The organism is Anaerotruncus sp. (assembly GCF_057433415.1).
In genome coordinates, this window is the sequence record NZ_DBMDHH010000074.1 from 1 (window position 1) to 10,815 (window position 10,815).

The window sequence follows — 10,815 nt, forward strand, 5'->3', positions numbered from 1 at the left end:
TGGTTCCTTTCTTGGGCAAGCAAGAAAGGAACTCGCTGTCGGTCGACTACCGACAGGCCCTCCGACCCCCGGGCGGAATATCTAAAACCACCCCGGGGCGGAACCCGGCAACTCCGCCGCCGAAGGCGGCACATCTGAAGCGCCCCGAAGGGGCGCGAACAAATGCTCTCCCGCCCGCTGGGAGGAAAAGCCTAAGGGGTCGCTGTCGGCCGGCCACCGACAAGCTCCGCCGCTCGATGAGCGAAAATCTAAATCGTGGTCGTCACGTCGACGTTCGTGCGCGCGATCACGACGGGCACACCCTCCCCGACGGCGGCGCGGACGAGGCCCGCGAGGTAGTCTAGAACGATCGTTTCGGTGCCGAAATGCCCCGCGTCGAGCAGAGTGATTCCGCGGTGGACCGCGTCGAGCATCACGTCGTGCTTGACGTCTCCGGTGACATACGCCTGACAGCCCGCGGCGGCGGCCGCCTCAAGCATGTTTCCGCCCGAGCCGCCGCATACCGCCACCCGCTCGATCGCGCGGCCGCCGTCGCAGTAGCGCACCGCCTGGAGGTCGAGCATCCGCTTGACGTAGTAGGCGAATTCCGGCGGGGTCATGCCGCGCGCGAGGGTCCCCACGCGGCCGATGCCCTCGCCGGGGCAGGTCTCCTCAAGCGGCGCGGTGTCCGCAAGCTCGAGCCGCGCGGCGAGGATGTCGTTGACGCCGCCCCTGGCGATGTCGAGGTTGGTGTGGGCGCTGACGACCGACAGCCCCGCCCGGACAAGCCGCCAGACGAGGGTGTCGGCGGTGACCCGCTTCATGGGGTGGAAGATCACCGGATGATGGGTCACGATGAGGTTCGCGCCGCGCGAGACGGCCTCGTCGATTACATTGTCGGTCACGTCGAGCGCGACGAGCGCGCCCTTCACCTGCTCGTCCGGGTCCCCGACGAGCAGCCCGGGGTTGTCAAAATCCATCGCGAGCGAAAAGGGGGCCGCCGCGTCGATGGCGTTATAGACGTCCTTTACGTTCATGCCGTGCACCTGCTTTCCAGTTCTTTTAAGAGCGCCCGCAGTTCCTCGTATTCCGCCCCGGGGCTGGCGGCGCGTCCCAGCCCCTCCACCCGCTCGCGGATCAGCCGCGCCGTCTTGGCAAGGTACCGCCGCGCGGCGGGCGACGGGTCGTCGAGCAGCGTTCCGCAGTACACCTCGGCGGGCGTGAGCGTCCGCGCCCGGCCGGTATAGGCGGCCTGCATGACCGCGTAGGGGAAGTTTCCCGACACCACCGCCTCCTCCCGCAGGATATCAAAGCCGTTCTCCGCGAGGCTGCGGCGCAGCCGCTCGGATTTGGTCATCGGCTGGAGCACGAAGCGCAGCGCCGGGTCGCGGGTCCAGGGGGCTTTGCCGATGATTTCCCAGATGAGGTCGCCCCCCATCCCCGCAATCACGATGTCGTCCGCCCCGCCCGCCGGAAGCCCGTCGAGCCCCGCGCACAGAATCAGTTTCACCCGGTCGGCGACGCCGTATTCGGACAAAGTGAAAGCCGCCTTTTCCAGCGGCTTCCGGTTGATGTCGCAGGCGCAGCCCGCGGAAATCTTTTTCTGCGCGGCAAGCCAGGCGACCAGATATCCGTGGTCGCAACCGATATCCGCGCAACGCGCCCCCTCCCGCACCATCGAGGCGATGGTCAGGAGCCGCGCGTCCAGCTTGGGCAGGCGTTCCATCAGGCCAGCACGTTCTTGGCGTCGGTGGCGTTGAGCTTGCGGAGCAGCGCGTCGCAGTCGACCCCGTGCACCATGCATGCCTCCGCGATCGTCTCCCCGCGCGAGGAGGGGCAGCCCAGGCAGTGCATCCCCATCTCAAGGAAATATTTCGCGAGGGACATGTCGTTGTCCAGCGCCTCGCCGATCAGCGTATCCTTCGTATAGATCATTTTACAAACCTCCGTTTTGGGAATCCGATTTTTGGCCGCGGGTTCCTTGCGGCTATTATAACACCTTTTTTGCGCCGCGAACAGGGGAAAATCCAACTTTTCAGGGCATGAAAACGGCCGCCGTTATAAAACGGCGGCCGGAAGATGCAAACAGATTACTGCTGCTCCTTCATCTTGGCAAAGCACTCGGAGCAGTAGACCGGACGGTCCTCACGGGGCTGGAAGGGAACCTTCGCCTCGCCGCCGCAGGAAGCGCAGGTGGCGGTGAACATCTCTCTCTGGGGGCGCGCATTGTTCTTGCGGGCGTCGCGGCAAGCCTTGCAGCGCTGGGGCTCGTTGACAAAGCCTCTCTCAGCGTAGAACTCCTGCTCTCCCGCTGTGAAGACGAACTCGGCTCCGCACTCTTTGCATGTCAGTGTTTTGTCAGTGTACATTTTGGTTACCTCGCTTAAAATTTGATTTACCCGCTGGAACTGCGTGGACCGAGATTGAAAACCAAGCTCTGCCAATGGCGCCAAAGGGTAGTTATTATGCAATCCCTCTCGGGACTGTCACAAAATGGATCGCGTGCGTTTTCACTGGAAAACGCTCCGCAGCTTTCGCCGCACTCTCTGCAAGGCGTTGTCAACAGCTTTCGAGGATGAACCGAGTTCGCGGGACATCTCGTCGTAAGAGTAGGAGCTGAGGTACAATCTTAAAACCTGCCGTTCAAATGGGGACAAAAGGGTGGCTATCTGCCGGTTGCGCGCGTTTGTTTCCTCGCTCGCGATCAGCAGCTGTTCGGGGTCGTCTCCGGGAGACGCGAGCGCCTCCTCCGGCACGTCCTCGCCCAGCGAAAGATAGCTGCGCATCGGCGCGTTCTTGTCGCGCATATGCGCCGTCACGGTGCTGATGAGCTTGTTGTTCACGCACACCGCGGCAAACGTTTTGAAGCGCCCGGGGGCGTCCTCGCGGTAGTTGCGCACCGCCTTGAGCAGCGCGATCATGCCCTCCTGGTAGAGGTCGTCCGCGTCCGGCCCGCCCCTGGAATAGGAACGCGCGCGCGCGTGGACAAACGATCCGTACCGCTTGATCAAGATGGCCAGCGCCTCGTCGTCGCCGCCCTTTGCCCGCAGGGCGAGGGCCTCGTCGCTGGCGTCGCAGAGAGAGGTGGATTTTGCAGTGTCGTTCATGAGACCTCGTTCTCCCCGGCGTGTAAAACGCAGTGACCAAATTGATTCGTTATTCATTATAGCCACGGGGTCCGGTTTTGTCAAGCTATTTCAAAAATAGCACGCCTGCTCCCCCGGTTTTTTGACGTTTTCCCCAAAATTTCGCGCGGCTAATCGCGTACCGTCAAATCACGCAGCCATTTGAAGCCGAGGATGCGGAAGCTCGAGACCACCGTTTTGAGGATTTCGTCGCACTTGAGGCAGAGGAAGACGGCGGGCGCGGGCCAGCCGAGGATGAGCCCCGTCACGAAGCCGAGCGGCACCGCCACCCCCCACAGGAACGCCGTCTCGCAGATGAGCACGAACTTGGCGTCCCCGCCCGCGCGCAGGATGCCCACCATGCCGGTGATCGCGAGCGACTGGAAGAAGACGATGAGCGCGCCCACGCGGGTGATCCCCCGGGCGATCGAGATCGTCGCCTCGGAGAAGTTGTAGAAGGAGATGACCACCGGCCCGAGCGCCAGCGTCACCGCCGCCGAAAAGAGCCCCAGCACGACCGACAGCGCCAGCAGCATGACCGAGCGCTGCTTGGCCTTCTCGTACTCGCCCGCGCCGATCGTGTTGCCCACGACGGTGAGGGCGGCGTTGCCCACGCCGAAAATCATCACCGACACGAGCTGGTTGATCACCGTGTAGATCGAGTTGGCGGCCACGAAGTTGGTGCCCATGCGCCCGATGACCACCGCCGTGATCGAGGTGCCGATCCCCCACATCAGCTCGTTGCCGATGACGGGGATCGAGACGGTGAAGTACTTCCTGTAGAAGTCGCGGTTGCTCGGGAGCAGGTCGCGCAGGGAGAAGCGGATCTTCTTCTCCTTCAGGAAGAGGTAGCCCGCCGCGATGCCGAACTCGACGAGACGGGCGCAGACGGTGGCGATCGCGCCGCCGCGCACCTCCAGCCTCGGCGCGCCGAACTTGCCGAAGATCAGCACATAGTTGAGCGACGTGTTGACCACGAGCGAGGCAAGGTAGACGGCGATCGAGATGTTCACCGTCCCCACCGAGCGCAGCATCATGATCGTGAGGTTCGCCGCCGTATAGAACGGATAGGACCACCCGAGGATGCGCAGATACTGCACGCCGAAATCGATGACGGCCTCCTCGGTCGTGAAGATGCCCATGAACTGGCGCGGGAAAAAGAGCGCCACGCAGGAGAAGACGACCGCCGCCGCCATCCCGATCTTATAGGTGATCGCCTCGACCCGGCGGATGACCTCCACGTCCCGCTTGCCCCAGTACTGGGCGATCAGCACGTTGGCGCCGCCCGCCACGCCGAAGCAGACGACCATCAGCATGAACCACAGCTGGTTGGCGATCGACGTCGCGGACAGCTGCACCTCGCCGAGCTGCCCGATCATCAGCGTATCCATCATCGAGACGGCCACGGTGATCAGGTTTTGCAGCGCGATGGGCACCGCGATCAGCATCAGCGACTTATAGAAGCCGCGGTCGTTTACAAACAGTTTCATTCCATTCCCTCTCTGTCCTCAAACCACAAAAAACGGGCGGGCCCGCGGCCCGCCCGGCCTCCCTGTCCGGGGGCCTATTCCTCCACGGTGACCTTGACGATGGTCACCGGCTTGCTCGTTTTGCCGGCCGGATTGCCCGCCTGGTCGGTCTCCCCCGTGTCGAGCGCGGCGATCTTGTCGACGACGTCCATGCCCTCGATCACATAGCCGAACACCGTGTGCACATCGTCGAGGTGGGGCGTGCCGCCCACCTCCTCATATTTTTTGAGCGCCGGGAGCTTCTGGTCCGCGTAATCCTGCGGGACTCCCGCCGCATATTTGCCGTCAAGCTCGCCGTTGAGCTCGTCGATCCGCGCGTTGACCTCCTCCTGCGACTTGCCGCCCGCCGCCATTTCGGAGATCTCCCGCTGCGCGGCCGAGACCTGGTCGTTCATATAGAGGTTCAGCAGGTAGTCAGACAGGCCCATCCCCGAGAGCGCGTCCTTGCGCTGCACGATGAAGAACTGGCTGCCGTTGGTGTTCGCGCCCGAATTCGCCATCGAAAGCGCGCCGCGGAAATTGCGCAGCACCGGCGAGAACTCGTCCTCGAACGGCCCGCCCCAGATGCTCTCGCCGCCGGTGCCGTCGCCGTTCGGGTCGCCGCCCTGGAGCATGAAGTCGTTGATCACCCGGTGGAAGGTGAGGCCGTCATAGTAGCCCTCCCTCGCATGGGTGAGGAAATTCTCCACCGCCTTGGGGGCCTCCTTCGGGAAGAGGCGCACCCGGATCGTCCCCTCGCTCGTCTCGATCGAGGCGGTGGGATTGTCCGCGTAATCGCCCGTGCCCTCGAGCGCGGCGGTCATCTGCTCCATCAGCGCGAGGCCCTCCCCGCCCACCTCGGTCGGGACGGGGCCCGGCTCGGGCAGCGAGGCCTCGGAGGAGCTTTCCTCAGCGGCGGAAGACGGCGCCGGGGAACTCTCCGTGCCCTCCTCCTTGGCGCCGCACGCGGCGGCGGTGAGCATGACCGCGAGGGTCAGGAATATCGTCAGGATTTTTTTCATGTGTTTGGCTCCTTTGTTTTGATCGTTAGGCTAGTAGTATACCACACGCGCGCCGCTTTCACAAGGAACGGTTTGTGAATTTTCATCCGCGGTTGACTTTTCGGCCGATCCGCGCTATCCTGTTCCCACAAACGCCGTGCAAAGGGGATTTCTATGATATCGATCGACGAGATGCGGGAGATGCTCGGGGAGCTCCTGGACGAACTGCCCGAAGCCTTTTTTGAGGAGCTCAACGGGGGCGTCTGCCTTCTGGAGGAGGCCAAACGCGACCCCGCGGCGCGGGAGGACGACCTCTATATCCTCGGCGAGTACTGCGAGGGACCGCTCGGGCGGAGCATCGTCCTCTACTACGGCTCCTTCGCACGCCTGTTCGGCCGTCTGGGGCCGTTGCAGCTGCGCCGGGAGCTGCGCAAGACCGTCCGCCACGAGTTCCGCCACCACATCGAGGCCCTCGCGGGCGAGGACGCGCTCGACCGGGAGGACGAGGCGCAGTTTGGCGATTACCTCCGGCGGCACGCCGCGCGGGAGGACCCGGAGCGGGCCCGGCGCGCCGCGCTGGAAGCGGGCCGCCGGGAGGGGCGGCTCTTCCGCCGCCGCCCGCGCAAATGATCCCGGTCATTTAAAAAGGGGAGCGGCACGCCGCTCCCCTCTTCCATATCCCGTATCAAAGCCCCATTTATTATAGGGCGGCGCCATGTCCCGCCCTGCTCCGCTCGGTCCACTGGATGAGAACGCCCTCTGCGGCGGAGAAGAAAAGCTCCTGCTGCGCCTCCGGCAGGCGGTCCAGCATCGGCTGGAGGCGGGAGAGGTCGTTCCGGGGCAGCAGGTCCACCTCGACGTCGGCGCAGATCAGTTCCTCGATCTGGATGCCGAACGCGGCGGCGATGCTGTCCATCGTGTCGAAGGTCGGGTTCCCGTTGCCGCACTCGATGTCGCTGAGCTTCCGCAGGCTGATTCCCGCTTTCGCCGCAAAGCTCTCCTGTGAAACGCCCATCTGCTGCCTGCGGAATCTGACGCTCCGGCCAAGTTCCTGTACGGTCATCGGCAATCAACTCCTTCCACTGAAATTATAGGAGTTATTACCTGATTATGGAAACCATTCTATTTCTAGAATTATATTGCTTATCTCCCTCGAAACCACGGTCCCACCGGCGTTTCCGCGGTGGAGCGAACCGTCTCCGGCGGATGAAATTTTACATAGCTGTTCCCCTTTTCCCCGTCCGCGGGGGGGCTTCTAAGCAGGCCCTCTAAAAGGTCAGCCGCATCTGGTACCAGGTTTCCCCGCCGTGCGTCGACGCGGACAGGCCCTCGTTCCGGAACCCGAACCGCTCGTAATAGGGGATCAGACGCTCCTTGCAGGTCAGCACGACGCCCGCCCTGCCCCCGGCCTTCGCGTCCGCGATCACCCGCTTCATGAGCCGGGCCGCACAGCCCCGCCTCCGGTACGCGGGCGCCGTATCCACGCCGAAAATCATCATCCACCGGCCATTCTCCCGGTAGTAGCCGGTCGACCCGTACATGCCGTCCAGCAGGTCCTTTTCGTCCGTGGGCATCCCGTTGATCAAGGCCGCCAGGACCTCCCCGTCCTCCAGCAGCCAGCAGGACCCGGCGTAGGCCTTCAGCCGTTCGGCGAGGACCTCCCGCGGGGCCGCCTCGCCCGCCGGGAAGCAGGCCGCCTCCACTTCGCAGATCCGGTCCAAATCTTCCGGGACCGCGAACCGCAGGGACATTTGATCAGCGCACATGGCGTGCACGCCCTCTCCGTCGTATTTCCGCCCCACGGACGATTCCGTCCGGGCGGCGCGGACCATACAAAAACCGACCTGTCGAAACAAGTCGGTTTTTGTATGGCTGGGCCGGCAGGATTCGAACCTGCGAATGCAGCAGTCAAAGTGCTGTGTCTTACCGCTTGACGACGGCCCAATTTGAGAAATTCCCCGCCCGCTACGCGGCCGGGGAATTTGATGGGGTGGGTAATGAGATTCGAACTCACGGCCTCCAGAGCCACAATCTGGCGCTCTAACCAACTGAGCTATACCCACCATATGGCGTGTCCCGTTTTCAGGGACGGCGCGTTTGTCTCGGCCCGGCGAGAACGCCCCGCGTTCAAGGAGGCCTGGCGCAAAGTGAAAATGGCGCGCCAGGAGGGACTCGAACCCCCAACCTACTGCTTAGAAGGCAGTTGCTCTATCCGGATGAGCTACTGGCGCACAATCGGCCGCCCTCAGGCGCGGGGGTTATGGAGCGGGTGATGGGAATCGAACCCACGTTTTCAGCTTGGAAGGCTGACATTCTACCATTGAACTACACCCGCAGGCTTTAAGCGACGCATTTAATTTTAGCAAATTTGCCATCCCTTGTCAATAGATTTCCGTGCCCGCGCGCGCCTTTATTTCCCGGCCGCGCGGGCGGCCCCCTCCCGCCCCGAGATGGCCAAATGGTGAACGCCCTGTGAATTCTGCGACCGTTGACCCTATTTTCTTGCAATCCACGGCACATTACGATATAATATTCGTGCACATTCAAGGCCCAAAGCGCCTTTTGCCCCGCATTTGCGGGAGATCACTTTACGGAGGCAGCCATGTTCAAAATTTCCCCATCCATCCTCGCCTGTGATTTTGCCAACCTCGAGGCCGAGGTGTCCGCCATGCAGCGCGCCGGCGTCGAAATGGTACACGTCGACGTGATGGACGGTCATTTTGTCCCCAACATCTCCATCGGACTGCCGGTGGTCGCCTCCCTGCGCAAAAAGACCGCCCTGCCGCTCGACGTGCACCTGATGATCAGCGACCCGCTCACCTATGCGCCGCAGTTCTGCGACATGGGCGCGGATATCGTCACCTTCCACGTCGAAAGCGAAAGCGATCCGCAGGCCGTCATCGACGCCATCAGGGCGAAGGGGAAAAAATGCGGCATGACCATCAAGCCCCGGACCCCCGCCGAAGCCCTCTTCCCCTATCTTTCCCAGCTCGACATGGTGCTGGTGATGACGGTGGAGCCCGGGTTCGGCGGACAGAAGTTCATGGCAGACATGTGCCCCAAGATCGAGGCCGTCCGCCGCGAATGCGGCCGGCTGGGCGTCCCGATGGACATCGAGGTGGACGGCGGCATCGACGAACGCACCGTCCCCGCCGTCGTGCGCGCGGGCGCGAACGTCTTTGTGGCGGGCAGCGCCCTCTTCGGGAAGCCCGACTACGCCGCCGCGGTCGCGGGGCTGCGCGCCGCCGCCGAGGGCGCGCTCTGACCCCTCAGCCGAAATAGGCGCAGATCAGGTCGACCGCCTTGTCGTCCAGCACCTGTTCGGCGTGCTCTCCGAGCCACGCCTCGGCCAGCTCCCCCTCCCCGCAGCGCGGCGCGAATTCGTCGAGCAGCGAGAGGGTCACCCCGCCCGCCTCGTCGAGCGGATGCACCACCAGCCGCCAGCCCCTCCCCATGCGGTAGAGGGCGCTGCGCAGGATCCGGTGGGAGCAGCGCCGGAACAGTTTGACCGACCCTTCGATCAGGGCGTCGACGTCGTCAAAGGCGTAGACGACGGGCGCGGCGACATGACGCCGCACCTTCCACCGCTGGGGGCGGCGCCGGCCCAGCCCCGAAAAGCAGATTTCGCAGCCGCCCTCCCCCGCGGGGGCCACCTCCACGAGGATGCGGCCGCCCGCCTCGAACTCCACCGCGCCACGCGCCGTCTCCAGCAGCGTCAGCAGCAGCGAGCGGGTACGCAGGTCGCGGTAGTCGAGCGCGTCGTAGCTGAGACCCAGCTCCTCGAGCTCCTCGCGCGTGAGCGCCACCCGCAGGCGGCGCGGGCCGAGCTGTTGATACTCCATCGCACATTCCCCCCCGCACTATCTTATGTTCTTCGCAATTTTTTGATTATCGGAGGTTGCTTATGGCGGGTTTTTTCTATAAAGGCATCCTGCTTCAGCAGCATAAAGAGCCCGCGCTCTCCCGGGACCTGCGTGAGTTCGTCAATGCCGACACCATCGGCGTGACGATGGACCGCCCGCCCGTCGGGGACGCGGATTCCCTCACGCCGGCGGAGATCGCTTCGCTCGCGCGCGACGCGCATATCGTCGACGAGCGGGACGGCCAGCCGCTCGCGGACAAGCTGGCCGCCTGCCAGCAAACGCCTCCCCGCCTGCTGATCGCCGACGCGGTCGACGACGAGCCCTACCTCTCCAGCCAGCTCGGCCCCCTGCTCAAGAACCCCGCGCACAGCGCCCTCGGCCTGCGCCTCGCGCAGCGCGCGGCGGGCGCCGCGGAGGCGCAGTTCGCCGTCTATAAAAATCTGACCGACCTCGACATCCGCATCCCGCGGAAGATCGAGGGCTTTTCCGTCCGCCGCATCCGCGGACGCTATCCGGCCGAATACCAGGCGTCGCAGGCCTTCGAGGCCGACGACGACGTCCTGCTCATCGGCGTGGGCGCGCTCATCCAGCTCGCGCGCGCCGTCCTCTTCAACCGCCCGCAGACCACCACCTTCGTCACCGTCGCGGGCGACTGCATCGGCAACCCCACCAACCTCGAGGTCTCCCTCGGCATGACCATCGCGCAGGTGCTCGAACGCTGCGGGCTCATCGAGGACCCCGCGCGCGTCGTCGTGGGCGGTTCGATGACCGGCATCTCGGTCATCGACACCGAGAACACCCTCGTCACCCCCTCCACCCGCGCCGTCCTCGCCTTCCGCCAGGACTTCAAAAGCCTCGGGTTCGGCTGCATCGGCTGCTCCCGCTGCGTCCACGTCTGTCCCAAGGGGCTCAACCCCTTCTTTATCTACCGCGCCGTCCAGGAAAAACGGTACGCCGCCTTCCGCACCCTCGACGCGCAGATGTGCATCGGCTGCGGGACCTGCAGCTACATGTGCCCCGCCAAGCTCGACCTGTCCGAGACGGTCCAGAAGGCCGCGCGCAGCTTTAAGCCGATGGCCGGTTCGATCCGGACGAACGCCGCCCTGCTCGCCAAGAAGGACGCCGCCGACTATGAGAGCTACCTGGCCGATTACGCGCTCCACCGCGCGCAAATCGACCACCGCAGGGCGCTTGCCGCCGCGCGCCGCGCCGACGAAAAGCGCCGGGGCGAAGCCGCGGCCGCGCACGCCGCCGCGGACAGGGAGGCGGACCGCGCCCTTGCGCAGGCGCTCGCGGACCACCGTGCCGCCGACGCGGTTCTCATAGCGGTTGCGGCGGA

13 protein-coding genes and 4 tRNA genes are annotated in these 10,815 nt (G+C 64.4%); 3 read left to right on the forward strand and 14 right to left on the reverse strand.

Going from position 1 to position 10,815, the window contains the following annotated elements; genetic code table 11:
• Nucleotides 1-248: 248 nt before the first annotated feature.
• The 7 genes from ACZO3G_RS13640 to ACZO3G_RS13670 form a co-directional block, all read right to left on the reverse strand.
• Nucleotides 249-1,016 carry a Nif3-like dinuclear metal center hexameric protein gene (locus ACZO3G_RS13640; protein WP_276873547.1) on the reverse strand — a complete coding sequence of 256 codons (768 nt, stop codon included), beginning with the start codon at nucleotides 1,014-1,016 and terminating at the stop codon, nucleotides 249-251.
• Nucleotides 1,013-1,705 carry a tRNA (adenine(22)-N(1))-methyltransferase gene (locus ACZO3G_RS13645; protein WP_276873543.1) on the reverse strand — a complete coding sequence of 231 codons (693 nt, stop codon included), beginning with the start codon at nucleotides 1,703-1,705 and terminating at the stop codon, nucleotides 1,013-1,015. The genes ACZO3G_RS13640 and ACZO3G_RS13645 overlap by 4 nt, the downstream gene beginning before the upstream one ends.
• On the reverse strand, nucleotides 1,705-1,914 hold the full coding sequence (locus ACZO3G_RS13650; RefSeq protein WP_101549464.1) for a DUF1858 domain-containing protein: 210 nt from the start codon (nucleotides 1,912-1,914) through the stop codon (nucleotides 1,705-1,707). The genes ACZO3G_RS13645 and ACZO3G_RS13650 overlap by 1 nt, the downstream gene beginning before the upstream one ends.
• Nucleotides 1,915-2,069: 155 nt before the next feature.
• Nucleotides 2,070-2,348 (reverse strand): zinc-ribbon domain containing protein, encoded by a 279-nt coding sequence (locus tag ACZO3G_RS13655; RefSeq protein ID WP_101553177.1) that lies wholly within the window; start codon nucleotides 2,346-2,348, stop codon nucleotides 2,070-2,072.
• Between the two features lie 141 nt (nucleotides 2,349-2,489).
• Entirely contained in the window at nucleotides 2,490-3,086 is a 597-nt protein-coding gene (locus ACZO3G_RS13660) for a sigma-70 family RNA polymerase sigma factor (RefSeq protein ID WP_172439163.1), read from the reverse strand.
• Between the two features lie 149 nt (nucleotides 3,087-3,235).
• Nucleotides 3,236-4,594, reverse strand: a complete 1,359-nt coding sequence (locus tag ACZO3G_RS13665) for an MATE family efflux transporter (RefSeq protein WP_276873539.1) — start codon at nucleotides 4,592-4,594, stop codon at nucleotides 3,236-3,238.
• Nucleotides 4,595-4,668: 74 nt separating this feature from the next.
• The gene (locus tag ACZO3G_RS13670) at nucleotides 4,669-5,634 is read right to left on the reverse strand and encodes a peptidylprolyl isomerase (protein WP_101549457.1); all 966 of its coding nucleotides are present in this window, start codon (nucleotides 5,632-5,634) and stop codon (nucleotides 4,669-4,671) included.
• Nucleotides 5,635-5,787: 153 nt separating this feature from the next.
• On the opposite strand from ACZO3G_RS13670, the gene ACZO3G_RS13675 reads away from it, so the two are divergent.
• On the forward strand, nucleotides 5,788-6,243 hold the full coding sequence (locus ACZO3G_RS13675; protein WP_256152960.1) for a metallopeptidase family protein: 456 nt from the start codon (nucleotides 5,788-5,790) through the stop codon (nucleotides 6,241-6,243).
• A gap of 70 nt (nucleotides 6,244-6,313) precedes the next feature.
• Here ACZO3G_RS13675 and ACZO3G_RS13680 read toward each other — a convergent pair whose 3' ends face one another.
• From ACZO3G_RS13680 to ACZO3G_RS13705, 6 genes are all read right to left on the reverse strand, one after another.
• A complete protein-coding gene (locus ACZO3G_RS13680; protein WP_276873534.1) occupies nucleotides 6,314-6,676 on the reverse strand; it encodes a helix-turn-helix domain-containing protein in 363 nt (120 codons plus the stop codon).
• Nucleotides 6,677-6,881: 205 nt separating this feature from the next.
• Nucleotides 6,882-7,379 carry a GNAT family N-acetyltransferase gene (locus tag ACZO3G_RS13685; RefSeq protein WP_276873531.1) on the reverse strand — a complete coding sequence of 166 codons (498 nt, stop codon included), beginning with the start codon at nucleotides 7,377-7,379 and terminating at the stop codon, nucleotides 6,882-6,884.
• 103 nt (nucleotides 7,380-7,482) lie between these two features.
• A tRNA-Gln gene (locus tag ACZO3G_RS13690) sits at nucleotides 7,483-7,557 on the reverse strand.
• Between the two features lie 42 nt (nucleotides 7,558-7,599).
• Nucleotides 7,600-7,676: transfer RNA gene (locus ACZO3G_RS13695), tRNA-His, on the reverse strand.
• 91 nt (nucleotides 7,677-7,767) lie between these two features.
• Nucleotides 7,768-7,844, reverse strand: a tRNA-Arg gene (locus tag ACZO3G_RS13700).
• A 30-nt stretch (nucleotides 7,845-7,874) separates the two neighbouring features.
• Nucleotides 7,875-7,948 (reverse strand) — tRNA-Gly (locus tag ACZO3G_RS13705).
• Nucleotides 7,949-8,215: 267 nt separating this feature from the next.
• Here ACZO3G_RS13705 and rpe point away from each other — a divergent pair.
• Nucleotides 8,216-8,878 (forward strand): ribulose-phosphate 3-epimerase, encoded by a 663-nt coding sequence (gene rpe, locus ACZO3G_RS13710; RefSeq protein WP_101549451.1) that lies wholly within the window; start codon nucleotides 8,216-8,218, stop codon nucleotides 8,876-8,878.
• A gap of 4 nt (nucleotides 8,879-8,882) precedes the next feature.
• Here rpe and ACZO3G_RS13715 read toward each other — a convergent pair whose 3' ends face one another.
• A complete protein-coding gene (locus tag ACZO3G_RS13715) occupies nucleotides 8,883-9,455 on the reverse strand; it encodes an adaptor protein MecA (protein ID WP_101549449.1) in 573 nt (190 codons plus the stop codon).
• 62 nt (nucleotides 9,456-9,517) lie between these two features.
• Here ACZO3G_RS13715 and ACZO3G_RS13720 point away from each other — a divergent pair.
• A partial coding sequence (locus tag ACZO3G_RS13720; RefSeq protein WP_486847342.1) for a 4Fe-4S dicluster domain-containing protein occupies nucleotides 9,518-10,815 on the forward strand: 1,298 nt, incomplete at its 3' end.

Bases quoted from the DNA above. Each gene is read 5' to 3' on its own strand.
- ACZO3G_RS13660 (WP_172439163.1), bottom strand. From the start codon at position 3,086: ATGAACGACACTGCAAAATCCACCTCTCTCTGCGACGCCAGCGACGAG.
- ACZO3G_RS13685 (WP_276873531.1), bottom strand. From the start codon at position 7,379: ATGTGCGCTGATCAAATGTCCCTGCGGTTCGCGGTCCCGGAAGATTTG.
- ACZO3G_RS13665 (WP_276873539.1), bottom strand. From the start codon at position 4,594: ATGAAACTGTTTGTAAACGACCGCGGCTTCTATAAGTCGCTGATGCTG.
- ACZO3G_RS13640 (WP_276873547.1), bottom strand. From the start codon at position 1,016: ATGAACGTAAAGGACGTCTATAACGCCATCGACGCGGCGGCCCCCTTT.
- ACZO3G_RS13645 (WP_276873543.1), bottom strand. From the start codon at position 1,705: ATGGAACGCCTGCCCAAGCTGGACGCGCGGCTCCTGACCATCGCCTCG.
- ACZO3G_RS13670 (WP_101549457.1), bottom strand. From the start codon at position 5,634: ATGAAAAAAATCCTGACGATATTCCTGACCCTCGCGGTCATGCTCACC.
- ACZO3G_RS13650 (WP_101549464.1), bottom strand. From the start codon at position 1,914: ATGATCTATACGAAGGATACGCTGATCGGCGAGGCGCTGGACAACGAC.
- ACZO3G_RS13680 (WP_276873534.1), bottom strand. From the start codon at position 6,676: ATGACCGTACAGGAACTTGGCCGGAGCGTCAGATTCCGCAGGCAGCAG.
- ACZO3G_RS13715 (WP_101549449.1), bottom strand. From the start codon at position 9,455: ATGGAGTATCAACAGCTCGGCCCGCGCCGCCTGCGGGTGGCGCTCACG.
- ACZO3G_RS13675 (WP_256152960.1), top strand. From the start codon at position 5,788: ATGATATCGATCGACGAGATGCGGGAGATGCTCGGGGAGCTCCTGGAC.
- rpe (WP_101549451.1), top strand. From the start codon at position 8,216: ATGTTCAAAATTTCCCCATCCATCCTCGCCTGTGATTTTGCCAACCTC.
- ACZO3G_RS13655 (WP_101553177.1), bottom strand. From the start codon at position 2,348: ATGTACACTGACAAAACACTGACATGCAAAGAGTGCGGAGCCGAGTTC.